Source organism: Streptomyces sp. NPDC007189 (genome assembly GCF_040703635.1).
Lineage (GTDB): Bacteria > Actinomycetota > Actinomycetes > Streptomycetales > Streptomycetaceae > Streptomyces.
In genome coordinates this window covers 195,313-220,588 of sequence record NZ_JBEYEY010000002.1, presented here as the reverse complement: position 1 = coordinate 220,588, position 25,276 = coordinate 195,313, and the positions used below count along the sequence as shown (strand labels likewise).

Here is a 25,276-nt window from a genome sequence, read left to right as displayed (position 1 = left end):
TCCCGCGCTGCGGCGGCCGGTCGGTGATCGTGCGGCTCATGGCCGTACCAGGTTCCGCAGATCGTTGAAGCGGCGGTCACCGATGCCGTTGACCTCGCGCAGTTCGTCCACCGAGCGGAAACCGCCGTGCTGGGTGCGGTAGTCGATGATGTGCTGAGCGAGGACCGGGCCGACGCCGGGCAGCGTGTCGAGCTGGTCCGCCGTGGCCGTGTTGAGCGAGACGGGCGCGGCGGGACCCGCTCCGGCCTGGCCGGTGGCCGGCCCTGCCGCCGGGCCGGGCGGAGCCATCGCCCCGGCGGGTGCGCCGACGACGATCTGTTCACCGTCGGTCAGGAAGCGAGCCCGGTTGAGCCCCTCGGTGCTCACCCCCGGACGGACACCGCCGGCCGCCCGCAGCGCGTCGACCACCCGGGAGCCGGCCGGCAGCCGCTGGATCCCCGGTTTGCGGACCTTGCCGCTGACGTCCACGACGATCTGCCCGCCCGGCGTCGCCGAGGCTCCCGCGCCCGCACCGGCTTTCGCGCCGTCTTCCTTCTTGGCGTAGGGCGTCGACGCCTCGGTGTAGGGCTTCTCCGCGCGCACCACTTGAGGTGCGCTCAGGGATTGGGTCCGCCCGGCCCAGAAGTGCTGCACGGCGAACACGGCTGCGGCCACGAGCACCACGGCGAGCGCCACCACTCCCCGCCGGTCCACCCCGCACCGCGCCTGCAACCACACGGGCATCCGCTCCCGCAGCGCGAGCCCCACCCGGTCCCGCCAGCCGGGGCCGACGGGCTGTGCCCCCTCCAACATGCCTGCCGCACCCAACGGTTCGACGTCTCCGAGAGTCGAGGTCGGCGCCGGCCCGTCAGTCGGCCCGGCGTGCGTCGCCGCGGTCGGGACGGGCTCTGCCGTGGTCGTCACCGCCCTCGCCGGGCTCAGCCCGGACGCTCGGCCGGTGACCGACACCGTGGCCGCTCGGGCCGCCACCTCGTCCGACGCCTCTGCTGCCTCCGCTGTCGTCACGGTCGGCGGACTCTCGGCTCCCTCCGCGTCCGGCGGTCCGTTTCCCGACTCCCGCCACTTCACCGCTCGTTCGCCGAAGAGGAGTTCCGCCCGGCGGCGCAGCTCCTCGGCCGGTGCCGGCGGGTGGTGGCGGGCACGGCGGTGGCCGATGGAGCGGCGGTGGCCGGTGCCACGGTGGTGGACGCGGCCGTCGGAGGCGGGGCCACGGCCGGGGCCGCTGGTCGGAGTGGCTGTGCGTGAACGTGATCGAAGTGCCATGCGACGAGGATGAGTCATCCCGCCGATTCGCGATGATCTTGGTCGATTTCGGGGGACAGCCGTCCCGTTGTGGATAACTCCGCCACCCGTACGAGTGATGTGGCAGACCGCGTGAAGGGTCAGCGGTGTGAGATCACCGCGCCGAGCAGCCCAGGACCGGTGTGTGCGCCGATCACCGCCCCGATCTCGCTGACATGGAGTTCGGCCAGGCCCGGCACCCGTTCGCGCAGCCGGTCGGCGAGCGCGGCGGCACGCTCGGGGGCGGCGAGGTGGTGGACGGCGATGTCGACCTCGGCGCCGCCCGCTCGCTCGGCGGCGATCTCCTCCAGGCGGGCGATGGCCTTGGAGGCCGTACGGACCTTTTCGAGCAGCTCGATGCGGCCGCCGTCGAGTTGGAGCAGGGGTTTGACCGCGAGCGCGGAACCGAGCAGGGCCTGTGCGGCGCCGATGCGGCCGCCGCGGCGCAGATACTCGAGGGTGTCGACGTAGAAGTAGGCGGATGTGCCCGCGGCCCGCTTCTCCGCGGCCGTGACGGCTTCGTCCACCGTGCCGCCGGCCTCCGCGGCCTCGGCCGCGGCGACCGCGCAGAAGCCGAGGGCCATCGCGACCATCCCGGTGTCCACCACCCGTACCGGCACCGGTGCCTCGCGCGCCGCGAGGACCGCCGCGTCGTAGGTGCCGGACAGCTCGGCGGACAGGTGCAGGGAGACGATCCCGTCGGCGCCGGACTCGGCGACCCTGCGGTAGGTTTCCGCGAACACCTCGGGGCTCGGCCGCGAGGTGGTGACGGGACGCCGCTTCTGCAGCGCCTGGGCCAGGGAGCGGGTGGAGATCTCGGTGCCCTCTTCGAGTGCCTGGTCGCCGAGGACCACGGTCAGGGGCACCGCTGTGATGCCGTGACGCTCCATCGTCCGTGGCGGCAGGTAGGCCGTTGAATCGGTGACGATCGCGACATGGCGGGACATGAGCTGGAGGTTACCTGCCGTGGTGCGCGCGCGGCAGCCCAGCCCCCATGGTGCGGCCCTGAGCGTCCGGCTCAGGTCGTGCTCTCGGGGCGCGGCTTCTTCTGCCAGGGGTGGACGAGACGCGGTGACGGCGGGGTGATCGCCTGACGGGCCTGCTCCTCGGCGGGGCGGGACGGACGGGAGCGGGCGCGCTGCGCCGCCGGGCCATGCTCAGGGGAGGCGGCGGACGCGGTGGAGGGGCCGGGCCGCTGTCCCGGTGCCGCCGCGGGTCCGGCCGGGGTCCAGTGGCGCAGGGCGTCGGCCTCGATGTCGATCTGGTCGCTGAGCGCCCCCAGATCGTCCTCGCCGAAGCGGCGCGCCCGGTCGCGGACCGCCCAGCGCAGCGAGTCCGCGGACTTGGTGATGCGCTCGGTGCGGCTGCGCAGCTCGGGCAGCCGTGCGGTGAGCTCGGCCCGGTCCGGCTCCGACTCCAGGCGCCTGAGGTCGGCGTCCAGCTCGTGTCCGTGCGCGCTGAGCCGCTGGAAGAGGCCGAGGGACTCCCTCAACGACTCGTCCTCGGCCACGCCCGCGTGCAGCGCGTCCTGGGTGGCACGCATGGAGGTGCGCAGCGCGAGCCGCAGCTGCGCGATCTCGGCGGCGGGGCCGACCTGGATGAAGGACTTGGCGCGCAGGGTGTGGTCCTCGACCGTGCGGCGGGCCTGCTCGATCGTCCGGTCCACGCCGCGCTTGGCGGCGCCGACCGCCTTGACCGTGGCGTACACGCCCAGGCCGATGAAGAGCAGGAAGAGCAGGGCGAACACGGCGATCACTGCTTCCACGACGCTCCTCCTCCGGCTGGGCGGCGCACTCGCCGCCTGCGCTTTCCACGGTAAACGCAGCGGGCAGGTCCGGAGTTCCAGAAAAACCCCGAACCTGCCCGTAGGGGACTACCCCGAGAGCCTGCCCGACGCTCCCCGCGGGTTACGCGGGAACGATGTTCACCAGCTTCGGGGCGCGGACGATCACCTTGCGGATGCCCGCGCCGCCCAGCGCCGCGACGACCTTCTCGTCGGCCAGGGCCACCTTCTCCAGTTCCTCCTCGGAGATGGCCGGCGGCACCTCCAGGCGAGCCTTGACCTTGCCCTTGATCTGCACGACGCAGGTCACGGTCTCGTCCACGACGTAGTTCGGGTCGGCGACCGGGAACTCCTGGTGGACGACCGAGTCGGTGTGGCCCAGCTTGCGCCACAGCTCCTCGGCGATGTGCGGGGCCAGCGGGGCCACCATCAGCACCAGCGGCTCGGCGACCGAGCGCGGCACCGCCGTACCCGCCTTGGTCAGGTGGTTGTTCAGCTCGGTGACCTTGGCGATGGCGGTGTTGAAGCGCAGGCCCTCCAGGTCCTGGCGGACGCCGTCGATCGCCTTGTGCAGGGCGCGCAGGGTGTCCTCGTCGGGCTCGGCGTCGGTGACGGTGACCTCGCCGGTCGTCTCGTCGACGATGTTGCGCCACAGCCGCTGGAGCAGCCGGAACTGGCCGACCACCGCGCGCGTGTCCCACGGCCGGGAGACGTCCAGCGGACCCATGGCCATCTCGTACAGGCGCAGGGTGTCGGCGCCGTACTCGGCGCAGATCTCGTCGGGCGTCACCGCGTTCTTCAGGGACTTGCCCATCTTGCCCAGCAGCCGGGTGACCTTCTCGCCCTGGTAGTAGTAGGCGCCGTCGCGCTCCTCCACCTCGGCGGCCGGCACCGCGATGCCACGGCTGTCGCGGTAGACGTAGGCCTGGATCATGCCCTGGTTGAACAACTTGTGGAACGGCTCGGCCGACGACACGTGGCCCAGGTCGTACAGGACCTTGGACCAGAAGCGCGCGTACAGCAGGTGCAGCACGGCGTGCTCGGCGCCGCCGACGTACAGGTCGACGCCTCCGTGCGGCCGGTCCTCGCGCGGGCCCATCCAGTACTGCTCGATCTCCGGGTCGACCAGCCGCTGGTCGTTGTGCGGGTCCAGGTAGCGCAGTTCGTACCAGCAGGAACCCGCCCAGTTGGGCATGGTGTTGGTCTCGCGGCGGTACTTCTTCGGCCCGTCGCCCAGGTCCAGGGTGACGTTGACCCAGTCCTCGTTGCGCGACAGCGGGGTCTCGGGCTGGGTGTCGGCGTCGTCCGGGTCGAAGGTGCGCGGGCTGTAGTCCTCGACCTCGGGCAGTTCCAGCGGCAGCATCGACTCGGGCAGCGCGTGGGCGACGCCGTCCTCGTCGTAGACGATCGGGAAGGGCTCGCCCCAGTAGCGCTGGCGGCTGAACAGCCAGTCGCGCAGGCGGAAGTTGACGGTGCCCTCGCCGATGCCCTTGCTCTGCAGCCACTCGGTGATGCGGGCCTTGGCCTCGGCGACGCCCAGGCCGTCCAGGGAGACCTCGTCGCTCGCCGAGTTGACCAGCTTCGCCTCGTACGAGACGAACGCGTCGTCCCACGTGGAGGTGTCGGTGCCGCGGCCGTCGGTCGGCTCGACCACGCAGCGGATCGGCAGCTCGAAGGCGCGCGCGAAGGCGAAGTCGCGGGTGTCGTGCGCCGGGACGGCCATGATCGCGCCGGTGCCGTAGCCCATCAGCACGTAGTCGGCGATGAAGACCGGGATCTTCTCGCCGTTGACCGGGTTGGTCGCGAACGCGCCGGTGAAGACGCCGGTCTTGTCCTTGGCCTCGGCCTGCCGCTCGACGTCGGACTTCGAGGCGGCCTGTGCGCGGTAGGCGGCGACGGCCTCGGCGGGCGTGGCGTGGCCGCCGGTCCACACCTCGTGGGTGCCCTCCGGCCAGGCTCCGGGGGTGAACTTCTCGACCAGCGGGTGCTCGGGCGCCAGCACCATGTAGGTCGCGCCGAACAGGGTGTCCTGGCGGGTGGTGAAGATCGTGATGTGCTCGCCGTCGATCGGGAAGTCGACGCGGGCGCCCTCGCTGCGGCCGATCCAGTTGCGCTGCTGCAGCTTGATGGCCTCGGGCCAGTCCAGCTCCTCCAGGTCCTCCAGCAGCCGGTCGGCGTAGGCGGTGATCCGCATGTTCCACTGGCGCAGCTTGGCCTTGAAGACCGGGAAGTTGCCGCGCTCGGAGCGGCCCTCGGCGGTGACCTCCTCGTTGGCCAGCACGGTGCCCAGGCCCGGGCACCAGTTGACCGGCGCGTCGGAGGCGTAGGCCAGGCGGTACTCGCCCAGGACGTCGGCGCGCTCGCGGGCGTTCAGCTCGCTCCACGCGCGCGTGGTGCCCGGAATCGGGCGCTCACCGGACTCGAACTGGGCGATCAGCTCGGAGATCGGGCGGGCCTTCCTCGCCTCGTCGTCGTACCAGGAGTTGAAGATCTGCAGGAAGATCCACTGGGTCCACTTGTAGTAGTCCGGGTCGATCGTGGCGAAGGACCGGCGCTTGTCGTGGCCCAGGCCCAGCCGGCGCAGCTGGGCCTTCATGTTCTCGATGTTGGCCTCGGTGGACACGCGCGGGTGCGTGCCGGTCTGCACGGCGTACTGCTCGGCGGGCAGGCCGAAGGCGTCGAAGCCCAGGGTGTGCAGGACGTTGTGGCCGGTCATGCGCTGGAACCGGGCGTAGACGTCGGTGGCGATGTAGCCCAGCGGGTGGCCGACGTGCAGGCCCGCACCGGAGGGATACGGGAACATGTCCATGATGAACTTCTTGGGCCTGGCGGCCAGCTCGGGGTCGCCCGCCAGGTCGCCCTTGGGGTTGGGCGCGGCGTAGGTGCCGTCGGCGTCCCAGAAGTCCTGCCAGCGTGCCTCGATCTCGGCTGCCATGGCGGCCGTGTAGCGGTGCGGCGCGGCCTCCGCCGACGTGGCGGCGGCAGCGGGGTTCGTCTCGCTCATGATCCTCAAAGCTCCATCGATCGTCTCTGCCAGCGGCTGTGACATTCAAAGAAACGAAAAAACCCCTCACACAGGAGGGGACGCCGCGCCGATGCCGACCTCACGGTGCGACCGGGGTCGGTACTGATCAGCGCGGCCCGCTAAGCAGAAGGCGTACGGCACGCATGGCGTTAGGGTACCGCAGGCCCTGAGCGAGCGGCGACGGCCTTGAGCAAGCCGGGTCGCGCTTCCGTATCCCTTGTGGACATGCCAGGACCCACGGGGGAGCTGAATCAAGGTCAACGACTACTTCGCGTACCGTCCACTGAGGGACATCGCTCCAGCCATCTTGTCCGTTGATAACAACGCAATAACGCAAACCCCCGTACTGATCGGTATGCAGCCACTTAGAGTTCGGCAGCGGGACCGCTTTCCCGAAACTGCTCGGAGTTGCCCCCATGAACCCTCGTCGTAGTACCAGCTCCCTCCCCAAACCGGGCCGCTCGGCCTATGGGGTGGCGTCCGCTGTCGTTCTGCTGCTCATACCCGTGGTCGTGCTGGTCGGAGGCAACCAGTTCCGCGACTTCCTGAACTTCGGCGCGGGCGTGTTGTCCCTGGTCTCGCTCAGCTGCTCGGTGATCTGGGGACTGTTCGCACAGGACCGGATCTTCCTGAACACCCGGCAGCGGATCGTCGGCCAGGCGGTGCACCGGACCACCGCGGTCGCCTCGATCGCGTTCCTGCTGCTGCACATCACCACGAAGATCGCGATGGGCCACACCCAGCTGATCGCCGCGATCATCCCCTTCTCGCTCGGCGTCACCGGAATCGGCGGCCTGATCGGCCTGGGCTCGCTGGCGGGCCTGCTGATGATCTTCGTGGGCATCACCGGAGCCCTGCGCAGCAACTTCGCCGCCCCGGCCCCCGTAGCCGCCCGCTGGCGCGCCATGCACATGCTCGCCTACCCCGCCTGGTGCGCGGCGCTGATCCACGGCCTGTACGCGGGGCGCTCGGCCAAGCCGGTCTTCGTGATCCTCTACAGCCTGTCGCTGCTGGCCGTGATGGCCGCCCTCGCCCTGCGCGCCGCTCCGCGCCCGGTCAGGCGCAAGGTCGCCGACCGGCTGGTGGCGCTGTTCGGCAGCTCCGAGCGGCCGGGGCTCGACGACCTGGACGCGAGCCGCTCCAGGGTGGCCGAGCCGGCGCCGGCGGGCTTCGGGGGCCGGCGTGAGCCCTGGGCAGCATCCGCCCCGTCCGCGCCGCTGTACCAGTCCCCCGTCGCCCCCGCCGCGGAACCGGCGTCGGGCTTCGCGGCGGCCTACCGCGCCGTCTCCACGCCCGGCCGCTCCCGGCAGTCGTACGCGGCCGGCCAGACCGCCCGCATGGACCTGCCGATGGACCTGCAGGCCACGGAGGCCGTCCCGCGCGTGGACGGCCAGTCCAGCACCTCGGGGAGCTGGCCGATCCCGTCCCCGCCCCCGGTCGGCGAGGCTCCGCCGTCCGCCTACGACCCGCTCCAGGACACCGGACAGACCATCCCCGTCTACGGCAATCCAGGCACTGCCGGATACGGCGGCAGTGACATGTACGACACCGGTGAGACAAACGGCCTCTATGGCGCGTACAACGCCAGTGACCCGTACAACAGCGGTCCCGCGACCGAAACGCTGCCTGGTGCGTCCTTCGACACACCGGGCTCGGGCGAATCCTGGAACACGCCGTCCGGAGGCTTTAAGTGAACGAGGCCCTGCCCGACGTCCCCGAAGTCCGCGTGGTCGGTCTTCCGCAACTCACGTCGGGCTTCGACCTTGTGGAGCGACTCGACCTGCCCATGCACCTGAAGGTGCACGGGCCGCTCGACCCGCTGGGCGGCGAGCAGCTGGCGCAGCTCGCCGAGAACATCAACCTCAAGGGCCGCGGCGGCGCGGGCTTCCCGTTCCACAAGAAGCTGCGCTCGGTCGCCGAGTCGGCGATCAAGCGCGGAGTGCGGCCGGTCGTCGTGGTCAACGGCAGCGAGGACGAACCGGCCTGCCGCAAGGACACGGTGCTGATCAACCGCGCCCCGCATCTGATCCTGGACGGCGCGCTGCTGTGCGCCGAGGCGCTCGGCGCGCGGACGCTGGTGATCGGTGTCACACGCGAATCGACGCAGCGCTCCATGGAGGCCGCGCTCGCCGAACGCGGGCTGAGCAACAGCCGTAGATCGGCGCTACGCGCGTGGGTGCAGCGCAATCCGGTGCGCATGGTCACCGGCGCGGCGGCCTCGCTGGTCCGCTCGATCGACGGCGGCCCGGCGATCCCGCCCGGCCGCAAGATCAGCGCCTCGCAGAGCGGCGTCGGCGGCGCGCCCACGCTGCTGTCCAACGCGGAGACGTTCGCGCAGCTGGCCATCGCCGCCCGCATCGGCCCCGAGCGCTACGGCAACACCGGCCTGTACGACGAGCCGGGCACCGTGATGCTCACGGTGTCCGGTGCGGTGGCCCGCCCAATGGTGCTCGAGGTCCCCACGGGGGTGCCGCTGCGCTACGTGCTGCAGCTGGCGGGCGCCCCGCCGGTGCCGCAGGGCGTGCTGACCGGCGGCTATCACGGCAAGTGGATCGACGCGGCGACCGTCAACGAGGCGATCGTCTCCCGCAACTCGCTGGACGCGGTGGGCGGTTCGCTGGGCGCGGGCGCGATCCTGCCGATCACCCAGGAGACCTGCCCGCTGGGCGAGTCGCTGCGGGTGGCGCAGTGGCTGGCCGAGGAGAGCGCCGGCCAGTGCGGCCCCTGCTACCTCGGGCTGCCGGCCGCGGCGCGCGGCATGGAGGACATCCTCAACGGCGGCGGTCCGGCCGCTCTGGAGGCGCTGAAGCAGGTCGCGAAGAACGTCAAGCGCCGCGGCGCGTGTTCGCATCCGGACGGCTCGGCGATGTTCCTGGAGTCGACCATCAAGGCGTTCACCGACGACCTGGCCGCGCATGTCCTCGGAAACGGCTGCGGACGGCCCGTGGAGGGCGTTTTGCCGCTCTTCGAGGGCGGCAGGGCCCCTACGGGCATCCCGGGCGGCGGAGAGCCCGAGGAGACCGGCGCCAGCCGCCAGAGGATCTACGTCGACTGGACGCTGTGCCGGGGCCACGGGCTGTGCGCCGACATCCTGCCGGAGGTGTTCGAGCTCGGCGCCGACGGTTTTCCGACGGTCGCCCAGGCGCAGGTGCCGCGTTACGCGGAGGCGAAGGCGCTGCGGGCGGTGCGCCGCTGCCCTGCGCTCGCCCTGCGCATCGAGGAGGACACCCGCGGACAGGCGCCGTCCCGCAACCTTCCGGTCGTCTCGCAGGGCCGGGGCCGGCGCGCGCTAGGCCGCTGAGCACACGAAGGGGGCGGGGTGCCCGGCTCGGGCGCCCCGCCCCCTTCGTTCGATTGCGTCCTGCGCAACACGCCGAAGGCGGACCATCCGTGAGGATGATCCGCCTTCGATTTCTGTGGAGCTAAGGAGAATTGAACTCCTGACCTCTTGCATGCCATGCAAGCGCTCTACCAACTGAGCTATAGCCCCTTGTTCTCTTGTTTCGCCCGGTTCCCCCGGCGACGACGTAAACATTACAGGCCCTGCGGCGCAGCGCCAAATCGGTTTCGACCCCGCCGCGATACAGGCATAAATGTCCGGTTTGCGGCGTGAACTCGTCGGCTACGCGCGTGTGGATGCCACCTGGTGGGGGTCGGTGCGCCGGCCTGTGGCGCGCCCCCTGGGAGTGCGGCACGCTAGAGGGCGCCCCGAAGTCCATCGGGGCGCCCTGGAATTGCCCTGTCGTCGCTCGGCGCGGCAGTCGGCAGCGAGCGGCGTCAAGCCGTGACGAAGGAGTAGAAGCGCTTGAGAGTGCAGTGTTCCTCGAGAAGGCGGCCGTAGATCGGCTCACCCTCCAATTCCCGGTACGTCTCGATCGGGTCGCCTTTTATGATCAGCGCCCGCGCGCATTCCTCGCACCAGTACTGGTAGTCGGGATTGATCGGCTCCATGTCACGGACGATCGGCGTACCGCTCCCACACCAGTCGCACTTTCGCCTGTGTGCACCCATCGATCAGCTCCAGCTGTGGCCGCAGGCCGTGCACACGTAGGAGATTCCGCCGTTGTCGCCGAGGACCTGGGCGACGTGCGCGGAACCGCAGGAAGGGCAGCTCAGCCGGGTGGTCGTGTCCTGTATCAACGCCGCACCGAGGAGGTGGCCGACCTCCTCAAGGATGCTCGCAGGCATCACTACTCCCTCCCGTCGGGCCGCGCCCCCTTCCGGCCGTTTGATTCTGCCACGGCCGGAGCAATACGGTCAGCGACGCCTCAGTACCAGTCCGGACACGGCACCCGCCGCTGCCGCCGCGGCCAGCGCCCAGGCACACACCGAGAACGCCTCCGCAGAGGTATACGAGCGCAGAACCGCGACTGACTCAAGCCGGTTCAGGAACAGTGTGCCGAAAGACGCCACGCCGATCAGCTGACCGAGCTGGGTCACCGTCGCCAGCAGGCCGCTGGCGTCCGCCGCGTCCTCGGGCCGCACAGTGGCGAGCGCTCCGGTGAGCGTCGGGCTGAAGGCGAGCGCGAGCCCGGCGCCCAGGCCCGTGTATCCGGCGTACAGCAGCACTCCCCCGTCGCCGCCCCCGTGGAAGGCCAGCCCCACGACGGCCACGGACACCGCGGTCAGCGCGAACCCGGCCGCCGTCAGCGCCCGCTGGAGCCCGGCGGGCCACCTCCGCCAGGTCAGGCTGACGGCGGCGAAGACCGCGGCGGTCGGGCCGAAGCTCAGGCCCGCCCGCAGCGCGCTGTAGCCGAGGCCACCCTGGACATGGAGGGTGAGCGCGAAGAGGAAGCCCGCATTGACCGACATCACGGTGAGGACGCGGAACACGGCCAGGCCGATCCCGGGGTGGCGCAGCACCCGCGGCGCGATCAACGGGGCGCCGCCGTGCCGGGCCAGCCGGGTCTCGTACCCGCAGAACAGCGCGAACAGCACCGCCGCTCCGGCCAGCGACAGCCAGGACCACAGCGGCCAGTCCTCCTCCTGCCCGAGCACCAGCGGCACGGTCAGCAGCGACACGGCCGCGCCCAGCAGCACCAGTCCGGACAGGTCCAGCGCACGCGCCCGCTCGCTCCGGCTCGCGCCGCCCAGCGGCAGGACCCGGCGGCCCAGTACGAGCAGCAGCGCGCCCACCGGCACGTTGACCAGGAACACCGGCCGCCAGCCGGTGCCGAACAGATCGGCGCTGACCAGCACGCCGCCCACGATCTGCCCGGCCACCGCGCCGACCGCCAGGACCGCCGAATAGGCGCCGAGCGCCCGGGCCCGGGCCTCGCCGGTGAAGGTGCGCTGGATCAGGCTGAGCACCTGCGGGATGGCCAGTGCGGCGCCGGCGCCCTGCACCAGCCGGAAGACGATCAGCTCGGTCGCCCCCTGCGCCAGGCCGCAGGCCAGCGAGGCGGTCGTGAACAGGGCGACGCCGGTGAGATGGACCCGGCCGTGCCCGAGCCGGTCGCCGAGCCGCGCGCCGGTGATCAGCAGCACGGAGTACGAGATGGTGTAACCGGCGATGACAAGTTGCAGGTCGGCGCCGGAGGCGTGGAGTTCGGAACCGATGGTGGGCGCCGCGACGTTCACGATGAACACGTCGAGGGCCGCCATGAACAGGGCGGCGAGCAGGACCGCGAGCAGCAGCCGGGACCGGTTGTCAGTGGCGGGTGCTTCACTGTGGGTGATGGAGGATTCCGGACCGCGACCGGCCGGGAGGTCACTGTCAGTGGCGGATGCTTCACTGGTCGCAGGGTTCGCAACGGGCCCGGTATCCGGCCCGGTTCGGGATGTCGTCGTCATGGCGTCGAGCCTGACGACGGTCCGGTACCGGTGCCGAGAGCCCGGCGATGCTGGTACTGCCAGCACCTGGCAGAGCCGGATCCGGGTGCCGACCATGAAGACGGGGACGACGGGGGACGAACGGGGGATCGACGATGACGATGACGACGAACACGGCGAGCAGTGCGAGCACGGCAAGCGCGCCGAACACGGCGCGCGCCGCACGGGAGAAGTGGACGACGGACGCTGCCGATACGGCACGGGCGGCGAAGGCGGCGCGACCGGCGAGCACGCAGCGGCGACGGCACGAGCTGGCCGCCTTCCTGCGCAGCAGGCGGGCGCGGGTGACACCCGCCGACGTGGGAATGCCGCCGGGCCTGCGCCGGCGCACGCCCGGGTTGCGGCGGGAGGAGGTCGCCCAGCTGTCCGGTGTGGGCGTGACCTGGTACACCTGGCTGGAGCAGGGCCGGCCGATCAACGCCTCACCGCAGGTGCTGGACGCGGTGGCCCGCACCCTGCGGCTGGACGCTCCGGAGCGCGAGCATCTGTACCGGCTGGCGGAGGTGCCGTTCGAGGCGGCGCCGGACGCCCTGCCGCGGCGGGTCGCCCCGGAGGTGCAGGGCATCATCGACACCCTGGACCCCCTGCTCGCGGTGGTCTACAACGCGCGCTACGACGTCCTGGCCACCAACGCCGCCTACCGGGACCTGTTCGCGGTGCCGCAGACCCTCAGGCTCGGTCTGCCGAACGTGCTGTGGACGCTGTTCACGGTGTCGGAGGACGCCTGCCCCGTGGTGGGGCGGGAGCGGGAGCTGCCGCTGATGGTGGCGACGCTGCGGTCGGCATACGGCAGACACGTGGGCGAGCCGGCCTGGGAGGACTACATACGCGCGCTGTCCGCGGCGAGCCCCTGGTTCGCGGAGCTGTGGGCGAGCGGTCAGGTGGTGCTTCCGGGGCCCCGGGTGAAGACCTTCCGGCACGAGGCGGTGGGTGAGCTGCGGATGACCTCGCAGTCACTGTCCATCGACGGCATGCCCGAGTGCCGGATCGTCGTCTACACCCCCGAGGACGAGGAGACGCGCGAGAAGGTCGGGCTGCTGCGGGCGCGGCGGATACGGCTGTGGCCGCCGGAGCACGAGGGCGAGGAGGCGGAAGACCTCGTCCGCGGCTGAACGCAGAAAATCCCGCCCCTGACGGGGACGGGACCTTCATCACCGATCCTTGATAACTCAACAGAGTGTCGATCAGTGGAGCTAAGGAGAATTGAACTCCTGACCTCCTGCATGCCATGCAGGCGCTCTACCAACTGAGCTATAGCCCCTTGCCACGCAGCCGAGCCGCATGGTGTTCCGCTCCCGCTCGGCGGGGCGAACAAGAAGAACTTTAGCCTGTGACCTGCCAGAAAGTGAAATCCGGTGTCCCGGGGGTGTCCCCGGCTCAGTCGTCGTCGCCGAGGACGGGCTCCGGGAGGGTGCCGGCGTTGTGCTCCAGCAGGCGCCAGCCGCGGGCCCCCTCACCGAGCACGGACCAGCAGCAGTTGGACAGGCCGCCGAGGCTCTCCCAGTGCCGGGCCTCCAGGCCGAGCAGCCGGCCGATGGTGGTGCGGATGGTGCCGCCGTGACTGACGACGACGAGGGTGCCGTCCTCCGGAAGCTTCTCGGCGTGCCGCAGGACGACCGGCGCGGCGCGGTCGGCGACCTCGGTCTCCAGTTCGCCGCCGCCGCGGCGCACCGCCTCACCGCGCTTCCAGGCGGCGTACTCCTCGCCGTGGCGGGCGATGATCTCCTCGTGCGTCAGCCCCTGCCAGACGCCCGCGTAGGTCTCGCGCAGGCCCTCTTCGAGGGTGACGTCGAGGCCGGTGAGCGAGGCCAGCTCGGCGGCCGTGTCCGCCGCCCGCTGCAGATCCGAGGAGACGATCGCGTCCGGCCTCAGGGAGGCCAGCAGCCGGGCCGCGCGGCGGGCCTGGCCCACGCCGGTCTCGGTGAGCGGCACGTCCGTGCTGCCCTGGAAGCGGCGCTCCACGTTCCAGGCGGTCTGGCCGTGCCGCCACAGGATGATGCGGCGGCCGCGGTTCTTCCGGTCGGTCACCTCGCCGGTGGCGCTCATCACCACTCCCCGCCCGGCTCCTGCTCGGCCTCGGCGGCCTGCGTCCTCGCGTGCTCCTCCGCCTTGCCGCGGGTGGCCTTGGCGTCGGCGGGCAGCTCCAGCTCGGGGCAGTCCTTCCACAGCCGCTCCAGGGCGTAGAAGACGCGCTCCTCGCTGTGCTGAACGTGGACGACGATGTCGACGTAGTCGAGCAAAATCCAGCGGGAGTCGCGGTCGCCCTCGCGCCGCACCGGCTTGGCGCCGAGTTCCTTCAGCAGGCGCTCCTCGATCTCGTCGACGATGGCCTTGACCTGGCGGTCGTTCGGCGCCGAGGCCAGCAGGAAGGCGTCCGTGATCGACAGGACGTCGCTGACGTCGTAGGCGATGACGTCGTGGGCGAGCTTGTCGGCCGCCGCCTGGGCGGCGGTGTTGATGAGCTCAAGGGAACGGTCGGTGGCGGTCACTGCGTAGCTTTCGGTCGGCGGTCACTGAACTTCTCAAGGGTCTCACGGACCGCCGGGCGCACCCCACGTGATTACGGTGGCACGTGGCGTGCGCGGGACCCGGTCAGGAACCGGCGGGCTTGTAGTCCTGGCCGAGGACGACCGAGACGTCGGCGCCCGAGGAGACGGTTCCCTTGGCCACGGAGCCGGCGGGCAGGCCGAGGGTCTTGGCGACCTCGGCGGCGTCCGGCTTGTGGGAGGCGTCGGAGTAGACCACCTTCGAGGTGGCCTGGGTGCCGGAGGCACTGCCGCCTTCCAGGAAGGTGAAGCCGCCGTTGAGCAGGACCACGCGGGCCTTCTCCGTGTCGTCCTTCACACCGGTGGCGTTCTGTACGGAGACCCGGACCGCGGAGCCGGCGTCGGGGCTCTTGGCGGTGCCGCCGAGGATGTCCTTCACCACGCTGTCGCTGGTCTTCGCGCTCAGGGTGCCGTCGGGCTGCACGGGCAGCAGGGCGGTCTTGTAAGTGCCGCTCTTGGCGAGGTCCGCGAGCTTGGCGAGGAAGGTGCCGAGGTCCTTGTCGGTGAGCGGCGGGTCGAGGATCTGGGCGAGGGTCTGCACGGTGGTCGTGGCCGACGCCGGGTCGGAGGACATCTTGCGCAGCACGCCCTGCATGACCTGGCCGAAGCGCTCCAGCTGGGCGTTCTGGGACTCGCCGGGGGCGCGGTAGGTGGCGTAGGCGACGGCCATCTTGCCGCTGAGGGTCTGCTCGCTGCCCTTGTGGACGAGCGGCTCGGCGCCCTTCTTCTTGGCGTCCGGGTCGGGCACGTCGGTGTTGGTGTCGATGTCGATGTTGCCGACCAGGTCGACGAGGTTCTGCAGGTAGGGGGTGTCCAGACGCCAGGTGCCCTGGATGTTGGTGCCCAGGACGGTGTCGAGCTGGTCACGGGTGCCGGAGGAGCCGTCGTCGTCCACCGACTTGGCGAGGGTCGTGGTGGAGCCGTCGTCGTCGCTCAGAGCGAGGGAGTTGGGCAGCAGCACGGTGCTGCCCTGCTTGGTGGTGGTGTTGTCGACCAGCAGCGCCGTGGAGGTGCCGCCCTTGCCGGTGACGTGCAGGTGGACGACTATCACGTCGCGTTTCTGGGCGCTGACCGGGGTGGCCGCGCCGGGCTTGGAACCGGAGGAGGACAGGCCGGGCAGCTTTCCGGCGTACCAGAGGTAACCGACGCCGCCGACGGCGACCAGGGCGAGGACGACGAGGAGGGCGATGATCCGGCTGCGGGCGCGGCGGCGGGCCTCCTCGCGGCGCTCGGTGCGGTTCTCGGTGAACTTCAGCCAGTCGATGACGTCCTCGGAGTCGCCGTCCGGCTCCTCGACGAACGCGAACTGCTCGGTGCGGTAGTCCCGTTCGTCCTCCTGTCCGGGCTCCTCGGAGTGCGCCGGGGAGGTCGGGGCATCCGCCGGGCCGGCCTGCTGCGGGATGTAGGCGGGCTGCTCGGTGACCCGGGGCTGCTGCCCGCTGCTCGCGGCCTGCCCGTAGGGGTCGTAGCCGGCGGGCTGCTGGGCGCCGGTGCCGTAGGGGTCGTACGGCGCCTGGGAGCCGTAGGGGTCGTAGCCGGGCCTGCCGGTGTCGTAGGAGGGCGCCTGCGGCTGCGGGCCGGTGGCGTACGGGTCGTAGCCGTAGCCCTGCTGCTGGGCGTACGGGTCGTAGGTGGCCTGCTGGGCCTGCGGTGCCGGCTGTGCCGGGACCTGCTGGTACACGGGCCGGCCGTACTCGTCGTAGCCGACGATCTCGTACGGACCGGCGCCGTAGCCTCCGTCGCCCGCGTCGTATCGGTCGTTCACCGGTGCCCCTCTCGGCTCACTCGCCGCGGTACAGCTCGCGCTTGTCGATGTAGCGCACGACTCCGTCCGGCACCATGTACCAGATGGGTTCTCCCTTGGCGACTCTCGCACGGCAGTCCGTGGAGGAGATGGCGAGGGCCGGGACCTCGACGAGGGAGACGCCGCCTTCCGGCAGGCCCGGGTCGGTCAGGTGGTGGCCGGGCCGGGTGACGCCGATGAAGTGGGCGAGGGAGAACAGCTCCTCGCTGTCCCGCCAGGTCAGCAGTTGGGCGAGGGCGTCGGCGCCGGTGATGAAGAACAGGTCCGTGTCGGGGTTGAGGGCGCGCAGGTCGCGCAGGGTGTCCACGGTGTAGGTGGGGCCGCCGCGGTCGATGTCGATGCGGCTGACGGAGAACTGCGGGTTCTCGGCGGTCGCGATGACCGTCATCAGATAGCGGTCCTCGGCCGGGGAGACCTTGCGGTGGGACTTCTGCCACGGCTGGCCGGTGGGCACGAACACCACCTCGTCCAGCTGGAACTGCGCGGCGACCTCGCTGGCGGCCACCAGGTGCCCGTGGTGGATCGGGTCGAACGTTCCGCCCATGACGCCCAGGCGCCGCTTGCCCGTGTGGGCGGGGCCGTGGCCCGGCCGGTGCAGCCGGTACTGCGGGTGCTTCACCGTGTCGTCGGCGGCCTCGTGCGCCGGACCGGTAGGCATGTCCTGCTCTCCCATGCGTGCAGACCCTACCGGCCCGGCTTGTGACGTCCGGCCGGGGACGGGGTCCCCGCTCAGCGGTCGCGGTTGAAGCGCGTGGTGATCCACAGCAGGAGCAGCAGGATGGCCAGGGCGCTGCCGCCGGTGACCGCCGGGTTGAGGCTGTTGTGGTGGCCGCCCTCGGCTTCGGCGAGGGTGACCAAGTGGGCTGCGGTGCTGGGAAGGCTCATCTTCGGCAGGACCTAACGCGTGTGGGCGGGATAAAGATGTCGGCTCATCGTATGCGGGCGGCCCGGCGGCGATCACGCCGACTCCGCCGTTGGGCCGGGCGGGGAACTTTCGCGAGCTGTCAGTCGTCTTTCCGCTTGTAGCCGCGCAGCAGGAACCAGGCGGTCAGTACACAACCCAGGATCATCAGGACGAGGACGATGCGGAGCAGATTCCCCGCCCCGTGCTGCTTGACGGCGCTCGCGGCGGCCTCGGTCAGCCAGACGGCTGCGGGGTGGTGCTCCATGAGTGGACTCCTTCGGCTGTACTGCCCGTCCACGGTATCTCCGCCTAGGCTGGGCTCCGCCTCGGGGGCACAGTGGGCACTCACACGCACTTGGGGGAAGACATGTCCGACGACGGCCGGCAGCAGACGGGGCACGAGCGCGTGCCGAGCAGGCAGCGCAGGCGCTTCCCCGGGATCTCCTCGCGTGCCTACGAGCACCCGGCCGACCGCTCGGCCCTGGTGGCGCTGCGCAAGCTGAGCGGATTCGACACCGTCTTCAAGGCGCTCAGCGGGCTGCTGCCCGAGCGGAGCCTGAGGCTTCTGTTCCTGTCCGACTCGGTGCGGGTCTCCGAGCGGCAGTTCCAGCATCTGCACGACATGCTGCTGGACGCCTGTTACATCCTGGACCTGGAGAAGGTCCCGCCCATGTACGTCAACCAGGACCCGCAGCCGAACGCGATGTGCATCGGCCTGGACGAGCCGATCATCGTGGTCACCACGGGGCTCGTGGAGCTGCTCGACGAGGAGGAGATGCGGGCGGTCGTCGGGCACGAGGTGGGACACGCGCTGTCCGGCCACTCGGTGTACCGCACGATCCTGCTGTTCCTGACCAGCCTCGCGCTGAAGGTCGCCTGGATCCCGCTGGGCAACCTCGCGGTCATGGCCATCATCACGGCGCTCAGGGAGTGGTTCCGCAAGTCGGAGCTGTCCGCCGACCGGGCGGGCCTGCTGGTGGGCCAGGACCTGCGGGCCTCGATGCGGGGCCTGATGAAGATCGCGGGCGGCAACCATCTGCACGAGATGAACGTGGACGCGTTCCTGGAGCAGGCCGAGGAGTACGAGTCCGGGGGCGATCTGCGCGACTCGGTGCTGAAGATCCTGAACGTGCTGCCGCGGTCGCATCCCTTCGCCACGATCCGCGCGGCCGAGCTGAAGAAGTGGGCCGAGTCGCGGGACTTCCAGCGGATCATGGACGGCCACTATCCGCGGCGCGACCAGGACAAGGACACCTCGGTCAGCGACTCCTTCCGTGAGTCGGCGGCGAGCTATGCGAGCGATGTGAAGGCGTCCAAGGACCCGCTGATGAAGCTGGTCACGGACCTCGCCGACGGCGCGGGCGACCTGGGCGGCCGGGTCCGCCGAGGCTTCGACGGCTTCCGCAGCTCGCCCCCTCCGAAGGCAGGCCCGTCGGACGCCCCGCAGGAGGGCTGACCCCGCCACACCGACACCGACTGCCCTCGCCCGGCCACACCGGTGCCGACTGCCCCGCAACACCGGCACCGGTACCGCCCGCCCTCGCCCCGGCCCCCTCCCCCAGGCCCCCTCGGAGACTCCGCGTCACACCTTCGGCTCAGCCCCAGCGGACAGCGTGCCGCACAGGGCCGTAGGGCTGTCCGTCTCGTAGGGGTCGGTGCCCGCGGGGCCGCCGGTGCGGGCCGTCTGGCCGGCCAGGAGGGGGCGGAAGTAGGCCGTGGAGTCCTCGGCGCAGGCGAGGGGGCCTGCCTGGACGTAGGACGTGACCAGCTGGACCTGGTGGGTGCGCAGGTCCTCGCGCGTGAAGCGGAAGGTCAGCTCGCGGCGGACGGTGAACAGGGAGGCCGGCGCGTTCGCGGCGGCGCCGGTGGGGCGCAGGGCGTAGACGAAGGTGTGGTCGGCGGTGACCTCCAGGGCGCCTGAGTCGGCCTCGGTGGCCTGCAGATCGCCCTGGACGCGGATGCGGTCGTCGGCGAGCTGGGCGCGGGAGGGGTCGAGGCGGACCAGCCAGCCGGTGGGGGCGTGCCGGCCGTCCGCCGACGGGTGGTCGAAGCTCTGGTCGAACTGGTCGAGCTGGTCGGCGTCGAGGAGGGACCGGGCAGGCTGGACGTCACGGCCGGTGAGCACCTCGGGGTAGAGCGAGGAGCGGACGATGTAGTCCTTGGCGGTGGTGAGGGCGCTGACCACCTGGCTGTCGGAGAAGTGGGCGGTGCTGCGGGTGGCCGGCAGGGATATCCCCTCGGCGCCGACGTCGTACTGGGCGGCGGGGCTGTGCGCGTACAGGTACTCGGCGTCGGCGGTGCCGGGCACCTTGCCCGTCGGGGCGAGCGGGATCACCGTCATCCGCAGGGGCTCGACGGGGCGCCGGGCCTCCGGGGAGCCGTAGGGGTGGCGGACGCCCATGAAGATCGCGGTGCCGAAGGCGACGGCGATCAGCGCGAGGAGGATCAGGGCCTGGCGGGTGAGTCCGCGGTGCAGGGGCGGGCGGCGCCGTACGGCGGGCGCGTGGTCGGCCATCCGCTCCTCGGCGGAGTATTCCTGTAGGCGGGCAGCGCGGACGAACGACTCGTCGAACACGACGGATCGGTACTCGTCCTCTGCGCCGCCGGTGCTGCCCTCGGGGCCGCCCTCCGGTGGGTCTCCAGGCCCGCCCATACTTTCAGAGTAGGTCGCGTGAGGCTCGGGTAAACGCCCCGCTGACGGACAAGTTCTGACAGGTGCTCACCAAAAGTGGGGGCGGCCGCTCAGGGCGTTCTCGGGATGGCGGAGGCCGCCGGCTGGGAGGTGTCGGCGGAGACGGAGGGCGCGGCGACGCTGCCCTGTTCCAGGCCGGTGGGGGCGGGCGTGGGGACCCCGTCGCGGGTGCCGGCGGAGCCGCCGCGGTAGACGGCGGCGAAGGCGAGGGCGACCATGCCGATGCCCATCACGACGGCCAGCACCCAGGCCACGGGGCGGTGCCAGCGGACCTGCTTGCCGTACCCGCCGAGGTGGCGGTCGCCGAGGACGTAGGTGTCCTCCAGTTCGTCGTCCGGATCTTGTCCGAAATCGGTGCCCTCGGGGCCGTAGGCGTCGTCGTAGCGCTCGCCTCGGGCGTGGGAGCGGCGGGCCTCCGCCTCGGAGGCCTCGGCTCTGGCCTGCGCGGCGGCAAGGAGGCGTTCGACGGCGGTCGGCTCGTGGACCGTGGCCGCCTGTATGAAGGCCTCGTCGAAGACCACGGAGGCGAACTCTTCGTCCGACACCCCGTGGTCGTGGTCGTCGTCGGGCTCCCAGCCGTCAGGGAACGGCGTGCCCCCCACGTCCTCCGGCACGCATCCAGAGTAGACCTGGGGGGTCAATTTGGGCAGACGGTATGGAAATTCGTCTGACTGGTGAGACGCCTTCCAGCCGCGCGGCCCGGCTCCCGGCCGTACCGGGAGCACGCCCGGTGACCTGCGGCCGGACGGGTGAACGTCAGGGGCGCACGTGGCCGTCGCCGGTGACGATGTACTTGGTGCTGGTCAGCTCCGGCAGGCCCATCGGGCCGCGGGCGTGCAGCTTCTGGGTGGAGATGCCGATCTCGGCGCCGAAGCCGAACTGGCCGCCGTCGGTGAAGCGGGTGGAGGCGTTGACGGCGACGGTGGTGGAGTCGACCAGTTGGGTGAAGCGGCGGGCGGCCTGCTGGGAGGTGGTGACGATCGCCTCGGTGTGGCCGGAGGTCCACAGCCGGATGTGCTCGACGGCCTTGTCCAGCGAGTCCACCACCGCGGCGGCGATGTCGTGGGAGAGGTACTCGGTCTCCCAGTCCTCGGGCACGGCCTCCACGACGGTCGCCTCGGTGTCCTTGGCGTAGGCCAGGACGCGCTCGTCGGCGTGCACGGTGACGCCGGCCTCGGCGAGGGCGTCGAGGGCGCGCGGCAGGAACCGCGGGGCGATGTCCTGGTGGACGAGGAGGGTCTCCGCGGCGTTGCAGACGCTGACCCGCTGGGCCTTGGAGTTGATCAGGATGTCGACGGCCATGTCGATGTCGGCCTGGGCGTCGACGTAGACGTGGCAGTTGCCGGTGCCGGTCTCGATGACCGGGACGGTCGACTCGTTCACGACCGTCTGGATCAGGGAGGCGCCGCCGCGCGGGATGAGCACGTCGACCAGGCCGCGGGCGCGCATCAGCTCGCGGACGGACTCGCGGCTCTCGCCGGGCACCAGCTGGACGGCGTCGGCGGGCAGCCCGGCGCCGCCGACGGCGTCCCGGATGACGCGGACGAGGGCGGTGTTGGACTCGTAGGCGGAGGCGGAGCCGCGCAGCAGGACGGCGTTGCCGGACTTCAGGCACAGCGCCGCCGCGTCGACGGTCACGTTCGGGCGGGCCTCGTAGATGATGCCGACGACGCCGAGCGGGACGCGGACCTGGCGCAGGTCGATGCCGTTGGGCAGGGTGGAGCCGCGGACGACCTCGCCGACCGGGTCGGGCAGCCCCGCCACGTCACGGACGTCGGAGGCGATGGCGCGGACCCGCTCGGGGGTGAGGGTGAGCCGGTCGACGATGGCCTCGCTGGTGCCGTTCTCCCGGGCCTTGGCCACGTCGCGGGCGTTGGCCTCGACGATCTCGGCGGTCCGGACCTCCAGGGCGTCGGCGATGGCGAGCAGCGCGTCGTCCTTCTCGGCGCGCGGGAGCGGCGCGAGATCGGCGGCGGCGGCCCTGGCCCGGTAGGCGGCCCGGGTGACCGGGGACATGGAGTCGTACGGCGAGAGCGTGGTCATGAGGGAAGGGTAGTGCGCGGCAGGGGCAGGTCACCGCTCATCCCGAACCGCGAGACAGCGTCTCAGGGGGCTCAAAAGGGGTGCACCCCGACCGGTGTCGCGGGCGGCGGGCCGTAGCCCTCGGCGAGGCGCTGGTGGTAGGTCTCGCGGTCGATGACCTCCAGGCCGACGATCTCCCACGGGGGCAGTCCGGCGCTCTGGCGGTGCTCGCCCCACAGGCGCAGGGCGACGGCGGCGGCGTCGTGCAGGTCGCGGGCCTCTTCCCAGTACCGGATCTCCGCGTGGTCGCTCGCGTATCTGCTGGTCAGCAGGAAGGGGTGGTCGTGGGCCAGCTGTTCCAGGGCCCGCCGCAGCTCCTTGAGCGGGACCGCCGGGCCGGCGACGCTGAGGGTGACGTGCCACAGCCTGGGCAGGTCCTTGGGTTCCTCGTAGGTGTCCCCGGCCGCGACGCTCGTCAGGGCACCGCGGGTTGTCGCCCCAGGGCGCACTCGTCTCACGACGGCCTCCTTCACCCAGCGCTCGGGAACGTTTCCTGAGTCAAAGTTGAGCAGCCCGTAAGGGTCCGCGGGGCGGTTTTACGGAAGGTCCCCCACCGGGGGCCGTCGTTGGGCCAGGGTTTACGCGTGCAGGAGCACCAGGTCGTCCCTGTGTACGACCTCGCGTTCGTACGCCGGGCCGAGTTCCCGGGCCAGTTCGCGGGTCGAGCGCCCGATCAGCCGGGGGATCTCCTTGGCGTCGAAGTTGACGAGCCCGCGGGCCACCGCGCGGCCCGCGGCATCGCGCAGTTCGACGGGGTCGCCGGCGCTGAAGTCGCCCTCCACGGCGGCGATTCCGGCGGGCAGCAGCGACGTGCGCCGCCTGACGACGGCGTCCACCGCGCCGTCGTCCAGGGTCAGCGCGCCCTGGGGGGTGGAGGCGTGCTGGAGCCACAGCAGGCGGTCGGCGGAGCGTTTGCCGGCGGGGTGGAAGTAGGTGCCGGTGTCGCCGCCGCTCAGGGCCTCCGCCGCGTGCACGGCGCTGGTGAGGACCACGGGGATGCCGGCGGCGGCCGCGATCCGGGCGGCCTCGACCTTGGTGACCATCCCTCCGGTGCCGACGCCGGCCTTGCCCGCGCTGCCGATCTCGACGCCCGCGAGGTCCTCCGGTCCCTTCACTTCCGCTATCCGGGAGGTGCCGGGCCTGCTGGGGTCGCCGTCGTACACGCCGTCCACGTCGGAGAGCAGGACCAGCAGGTCGGCGTGGACGAGGTGGGCGACGAGGGCGGCGAGGCGGTCGTTGTCGCCGAAGCGGATCTCGTCGGTGGCGACGGTGTCGTTCTCGTTGACGATCGGGAAGGCGCCCATCGCGAGGAGCTTGTCGAGGGTGCGGGAGGCGTTGCGGTGGTGGGCGCGGCGGCTCATGTCGTCGCTGGTGAGCAGGACTTGGCCGACGCGGACGCCGTAGCGGGCGAAGGAGGCGGTGTAGCGGGCGACGAGCAGGCCCTGGCCGACGCTGGCGGCGGCCTGCTGGCGGGCGAGGTCCTTCGGGCGGCGGCGCAGGCCGAGCGGCGCGAGACCGGCGGCGATGGCGCCGGAGGAGACGAGGACGACCTCCCGCTCTCCCCCGCTGCGGCTCTTGGCGAGCACGTCGACCAGGGCGTCGACGCGGTCGGCGTCCAGTCCGCCGGCCGCGGTGGTCAGCGACGAGGAGCCCACCTTGACGACGATCCTGCGGGCCTCGCCCACGGCCTGCCTTGCCCTTGTCACCTTGCCCTCTGTTCCTTCTCGGTCCCGCGCGCGGTTACGGCTCCCCGACTGGCAATCTACGCGAAGTGGATCGTCCCGCGCGCGCCGGTCCAGCCTCCGGACAAGCGGGCCGTAGCCGTCCGTTCACGGTTTGCGTACGGCAAAAAGGTTGTACTGGTTGCGTATGGAAATTAAAGCTCGCGTCAACATAAGTTGAAGGTCGTGAAACGCATTCTGCTGAGGTCGGGCAAGAGCCCGTACGACGTCCTGCCCATCGAGGAAGCCCTGCACCGGGACGTCATCGCGACCAACTCAGGCAATCTGATCTTCAGCGACGCGGCCCACAAGATCCTGCAGACACCGGACACCGAGGTCGTCTCCAACGGCATCGGCACGGACCTGACCGCGGCCGCGCGGATCAACGAGGAGTACGACGCGTTCGTCGTCCCCCTGGCCAACGCCTTCCGGCCGTCCTTCGAGGCCCGGCTGAAGCGGCTGACCCGGCTGATCTCCAAGCTGAGGATCCCGGTCGTGGTCCTGGGCGTCGGCGCGCAGACCGGGGTGACCTACGACCCGGCCCGGCTGAAGCCGATGGAGCGGTCGGTGCGCGAGTTCTGCGCGGCGGTGCTGGAGCGCAGCTCGTCGATCGGGGTGCGGGGCGAGTTCACCGAGCAGTATCTGCGGGACATGGGTTTCCGTGACGTGGAGATCATCGGCTGCCCGTCGATGTTCCTGTACGGCGCCGAGCTGGACGTCCGCAAGCGGGTGCCGGCGCTGACCGCCGAGTCGCGGATCGCGGTGAACGGTTCGCACAGCGCGGTGCAGAAGCAGGGCCTGGCCCGGATCATCGGCCGTACCCACGCGCGCTATCCGCACCTGCGGTTCATCGGCCAGAACCTCAGCGACGCGCGGCAGTTGCACTGGCGGGACCTGTCGGACCCCAACTCCCTGGTGACCGCCATGCCGACGCACCCGGACCACCCGATGTACCGGGAGGACAAGGTGCGGGTGTACATCGACCCGGTCACCTGGATCGACGATCTGCGCGACTTCGACTTCTCCTTCGGCTCACGCATCCACGGCAACATCGCCGCGCTGCTGGCGGGGACGCCGGCGACCGTGCTGTGCGGTGACTCGCGGACGCTGGAGCTGTGCCGGTACTTCGAGATCCCGCATCTGCGGCTGGACGAGGCCGCCAAGGATCCTCAGGCGGCGGATCCGGCGCGGCTGTACGAGGAGGCGGACCTCGGCGGACTGGTGGGCAACCACCGTGAGCGGTTCGACCGGTTCACCGGCTTCCTGGACAAGAACGGGCTGCGGAACACCTTCACGCACGGCGACGGCGGTGCCGCGTTCGAGGAGCGGATGCGGTCGCTGTCCTTCCCGCCGGGCATCCGGCCGTGGAACGACACCGATCTCGCCTCGCTCAGCAGCCGGTTCGGCTGGCTTCACACCCAGGTCGGCGAACTGACCCAGGCGAACGCGAAGTTGCGCAAGGAGCTGGCCCGGTCCCGCAAGGAGCAGGGCGCGCTGCCCGCACCGGCCGCCTCCGTCTACCGTCGCGCCCGCCGCGTGGTGGGCCGCCCCCTGCGCCGGGCACTGCAGTCGGGCAAGCAGTAGCGCACCGGGCGGCTCAGGCACC

General features: G+C 71.3%; 23 protein-coding genes and 2 tRNA genes. 5 read left to right on the top strand and 20 right to left on the bottom strand.

All coding sequences use genetic code 11. The features are described 5' to 3' along the window. Window positions 1-36 precede the first annotated feature (36 nt). From AB0950_RS04115 to leuS, 4 genes are all read right to left on the bottom strand, one after another. Complete coding sequence (locus AB0950_RS04115; RefSeq protein ID WP_360570853.1) at window positions 37-1,263, bottom strand: ComEA family DNA-binding protein; 1,227 nt, start codon at window positions 1,261-1,263, stop codon at window positions 37-39. 119 nt (window positions 1,264-1,382) lie between these two features. Continuing rightward, window positions 1,383-2,228, bottom strand: a complete 846-nt coding sequence (locus AB0950_RS04110) for a DegV family protein (RefSeq protein WP_360144475.1) — start codon at window positions 2,226-2,228, stop codon at window positions 1,383-1,385. A 71-nt stretch (window positions 2,229-2,299) separates the two neighbouring features. Next, window positions 2,300-3,046 carry a hypothetical protein gene (locus AB0950_RS04105; protein ID WP_360144478.1) on the bottom strand — a complete coding sequence of 249 codons (747 nt, stop codon included), beginning with the start codon at window positions 3,044-3,046 and terminating at the stop codon, window positions 2,300-2,302. Window positions 3,047-3,188: 142 nt separating this feature from the next. Next, window positions 3,189-6,068, bottom strand: a complete 2,880-nt coding sequence (gene leuS, locus AB0950_RS04100) for a leucine--tRNA ligase (protein WP_360144481.1) — start codon at window positions 6,066-6,068, stop codon at window positions 3,189-3,191. Window positions 6,069-6,505: 437 nt separating this feature from the next. Between leuS and AB0950_RS04095 the strand changes: the two genes are divergently transcribed. Together AB0950_RS04095 and AB0950_RS04090 are read left to right on the top strand one after the other, a co-directional pair. Further along, the gene (locus AB0950_RS04095; protein ID WP_366777751.1) at window positions 6,506-7,783 is read left to right on the top strand and encodes a cytochrome b/b6 domain-containing protein; all 1,278 of its coding nucleotides are present in this window, start codon (window positions 6,506-6,508) and stop codon (window positions 7,781-7,783) included. Next, complete coding sequence (locus AB0950_RS04090; RefSeq protein ID WP_360144487.1) at window positions 7,780-9,390, top strand: NADH-ubiquinone oxidoreductase-F iron-sulfur binding region domain-containing protein; 1,611 nt, start codon at window positions 7,780-7,782, stop codon at window positions 9,388-9,390. The genes AB0950_RS04095 and AB0950_RS04090 overlap by 4 nt, the downstream gene beginning before the upstream one ends. Window positions 9,391-9,506: 116 nt before the next feature. Here the strand turns inward: AB0950_RS04090 and AB0950_RS04085 are convergent. From AB0950_RS04085 to AB0950_RS04070, 4 genes are all read right to left on the bottom strand, one after another. Beyond that, window positions 9,507-9,579, bottom strand: a tRNA-Ala gene (locus AB0950_RS04085). 287 nt (window positions 9,580-9,866) lie between these two features. Next, window positions 9,867-10,100, bottom strand: a complete 234-nt coding sequence (locus AB0950_RS04080) for a hypothetical protein (protein WP_006136074.1) — start codon at window positions 10,098-10,100, stop codon at window positions 9,867-9,869. Window positions 10,101-10,103: 3 nt separating this feature from the next. Then, a complete protein-coding gene (locus AB0950_RS04075) occupies window positions 10,104-10,277 on the bottom strand; it encodes a hypothetical protein (RefSeq protein WP_330340009.1) in 174 nt (57 codons plus the stop codon). Between the two features lie 69 nt (window positions 10,278-10,346). Continuing rightward, on the bottom strand, window positions 10,347-11,711 hold the full coding sequence (locus tag AB0950_RS04070) for an MFS transporter (RefSeq protein ID WP_366777922.1): 1,365 nt from the start codon (window positions 11,709-11,711) through the stop codon (window positions 10,347-10,349). A 305-nt stretch (window positions 11,712-12,016) separates the two neighbouring features. Here AB0950_RS04070 and AB0950_RS04065 point away from each other — a divergent pair, with 305 nt between their 5' ends. Further along, window positions 12,017-13,033 (top strand): helix-turn-helix transcriptional regulator, encoded by a 1,017-nt coding sequence (locus AB0950_RS04065; RefSeq protein WP_366777750.1) that lies wholly within the window; start codon window positions 12,017-12,019, stop codon window positions 13,031-13,033. Window positions 13,034-13,109: 76 nt separating this feature from the next. Here the strand turns inward: AB0950_RS04065 and AB0950_RS04060 are convergent. From AB0950_RS04060 to AB0950_RS04030, 7 genes are all read right to left on the bottom strand, one after another. Then, window positions 13,110-13,182, bottom strand: a tRNA-Ala gene (locus tag AB0950_RS04060). Between the two features lie 116 nt (window positions 13,183-13,298). After that, on the bottom strand, window positions 13,299-13,967 hold the full coding sequence (locus AB0950_RS04055) for a histidine phosphatase family protein (RefSeq protein ID WP_366777749.1): 669 nt from the start codon (window positions 13,965-13,967) through the stop codon (window positions 13,299-13,301). Beyond that, the gene (rsfS, locus tag AB0950_RS04050; protein ID WP_360144496.1) at window positions 13,967-14,410 is read right to left on the bottom strand and encodes a ribosome silencing factor; all 444 of its coding nucleotides are present in this window, start codon (window positions 14,408-14,410) and stop codon (window positions 13,967-13,969) included. The genes AB0950_RS04055 and rsfS overlap by 1 nt, the downstream gene beginning before the upstream one ends. 103 nt (window positions 14,411-14,513) lie before the next feature. Further along, window positions 14,514-16,232 carry a LytR C-terminal domain-containing protein gene (locus AB0950_RS04045; RefSeq protein WP_366777748.1) on the bottom strand — a complete coding sequence of 573 codons (1,719 nt, stop codon included), beginning with the start codon at window positions 16,230-16,232 and terminating at the stop codon, window positions 14,514-14,516. Window positions 16,233-16,248: 16 nt separating this feature from the next. Then, window positions 16,249-16,944, bottom strand: coding sequence for a nicotinate-nucleotide adenylyltransferase (gene nadD, locus AB0950_RS04040; RefSeq protein WP_360144502.1), 696 nt, complete (start codon window positions 16,942-16,944; stop codon window positions 16,249-16,251). 56 nt (window positions 16,945-17,000) lie between these two features. Then, complete coding sequence (locus AB0950_RS04035) at window positions 17,001-17,156, bottom strand: hypothetical protein (protein WP_330340003.1); 156 nt, start codon at window positions 17,154-17,156, stop codon at window positions 17,001-17,003. Window positions 17,157-17,275: 119 nt separating this feature from the next. Beyond that, window positions 17,276-17,440 (bottom strand): hypothetical protein, encoded by a 165-nt coding sequence (locus AB0950_RS04030; RefSeq protein ID WP_360144505.1) that lies wholly within the window; start codon window positions 17,438-17,440, stop codon window positions 17,276-17,278. A 102-nt stretch (window positions 17,441-17,542) separates the two neighbouring features. On the opposite strand from AB0950_RS04030, the gene AB0950_RS04025 reads away from it, so the two are divergent. Then, a complete protein-coding gene (locus tag AB0950_RS04025) occupies window positions 17,543-18,631 on the top strand; it encodes a M48 family metallopeptidase (RefSeq protein WP_360144508.1) in 1,089 nt (362 codons plus the stop codon). 126 nt (window positions 18,632-18,757) lie between these two features. On the opposite strand, the gene AB0950_RS04020 is transcribed toward AB0950_RS04025, so the two are convergent. The 5 genes from AB0950_RS04020 to proB form a co-directional block, all read right to left on the bottom strand. Continuing rightward, the gene (locus tag AB0950_RS04020; protein ID WP_360144511.1) at window positions 18,758-19,828 is read right to left on the bottom strand and encodes a hypothetical protein; all 1,071 of its coding nucleotides are present in this window, start codon (window positions 19,826-19,828) and stop codon (window positions 18,758-18,760) included. An 89-nt stretch (window positions 19,829-19,917) separates the two neighbouring features. Continuing rightward, the gene (locus tag AB0950_RS04015; protein WP_366777747.1) at window positions 19,918-20,508 is read right to left on the bottom strand and encodes a hypothetical protein; all 591 of its coding nucleotides are present in this window, start codon (window positions 20,506-20,508) and stop codon (window positions 19,918-19,920) included. A gap of 115 nt (window positions 20,509-20,623) precedes the next feature. Then, window positions 20,624-21,910 carry a glutamate-5-semialdehyde dehydrogenase gene (locus tag AB0950_RS04010; RefSeq protein WP_360144517.1) on the bottom strand — a complete coding sequence of 429 codons (1,287 nt, stop codon included), beginning with the start codon at window positions 21,908-21,910 and terminating at the stop codon, window positions 20,624-20,626. Between the two features lie 71 nt (window positions 21,911-21,981). Continuing rightward, the gene (locus AB0950_RS04005) at window positions 21,982-22,407 is read right to left on the bottom strand and encodes a hypothetical protein (RefSeq protein ID WP_360144520.1); all 426 of its coding nucleotides are present in this window, start codon (window positions 22,405-22,407) and stop codon (window positions 21,982-21,984) included. A gap of 120 nt (window positions 22,408-22,527) precedes the next feature. Then, entirely contained in the window at window positions 22,528-23,634 is a 1,107-nt protein-coding gene (proB, locus tag AB0950_RS04000) for a glutamate 5-kinase (protein ID WP_360145474.1), read from the bottom strand. Between the two features lie 222 nt (window positions 23,635-23,856). On the opposite strand from proB, the gene AB0950_RS03995 reads away from it, so the two are divergent. Then, on the top strand, window positions 23,857-25,254 hold the full coding sequence (locus AB0950_RS03995; RefSeq protein WP_366777746.1) for a polysaccharide pyruvyl transferase family protein: 1,398 nt from the start codon (window positions 23,857-23,859) through the stop codon (window positions 25,252-25,254). Window positions 25,255-25,276 lie beyond the last annotated feature (22 nt).

Bases quoted from the DNA above. Each gene is read 5' to 3' on its own strand.
- AB0950_RS04115 (WP_360570853.1), bottom strand. From the start codon at position 1,263: ATGGCACTTCGATCACGTTCACGCACAGCCACTCCGACCAGCGGCCCC.
- AB0950_RS04110 (WP_360144475.1), bottom strand. From the start codon at position 2,228: ATGTCCCGCCATGTCGCGATCGTCACCGATTCAACGGCCTACCTGCCG.
- leuS (WP_360144481.1), bottom strand. From the start codon at position 6,068: ATGAGCGAGACGAACCCCGCTGCCGCCGCCACGTCGGCGGAGGCCGCG.
- AB0950_RS04095 (WP_366777751.1), top strand. From the start codon at position 6,506: ATGAACCCTCGTCGTAGTACCAGCTCCCTCCCCAAACCGGGCCGCTCG.
- AB0950_RS04080 (WP_006136074.1), bottom strand. From the start codon at position 10,100: ATGGGTGCACACAGGCGAAAGTGCGACTGGTGTGGGAGCGGTACGCCG.
- AB0950_RS04075 (WP_330340009.1), bottom strand. From the start codon at position 10,277: ATGCCTGCGAGCATCCTTGAGGAGGTCGGCCACCTCCTCGGTGCGGCG.
- AB0950_RS04065 (WP_366777750.1), top strand. From the start codon at position 12,017: ATGACGATGACGACGAACACGGCGAGCAGTGCGAGCACGGCAAGCGCG.
- AB0950_RS04055 (WP_366777749.1), bottom strand. From the start codon at position 13,967: ATGAGCGCCACCGGCGAGGTGACCGACCGGAAGAACCGCGGCCGCCGC.
- nadD (WP_360144502.1), bottom strand. From the start codon at position 16,944: ATGGGAGAGCAGGACATGCCTACCGGTCCGGCGCACGAGGCCGCCGAC.
- AB0950_RS04035 (WP_330340003.1), bottom strand. From the start codon at position 17,156: ATGAGCCTTCCCAGCACCGCAGCCCACTTGGTCACCCTCGCCGAAGCC.
- AB0950_RS04030 (WP_360144505.1), bottom strand. From the start codon at position 17,440: ATGGAGCACCACCCCGCAGCCGTCTGGCTGACCGAGGCCGCCGCGAGC.
- AB0950_RS04025 (WP_360144508.1), top strand. From the start codon at position 17,543: ATGTCCGACGACGGCCGGCAGCAGACGGGGCACGAGCGCGTGCCGAGC.
- AB0950_RS04020 (WP_360144511.1), bottom strand. From the start codon at position 19,828: ATGGGCGGGCCTGGAGACCCACCGGAGGGCGGCCCCGAGGGCAGCACC.
- AB0950_RS04010 (WP_360144517.1), bottom strand. From the start codon at position 21,910: ATGACCACGCTCTCGCCGTACGACTCCATGTCCCCGGTCACCCGGGCC.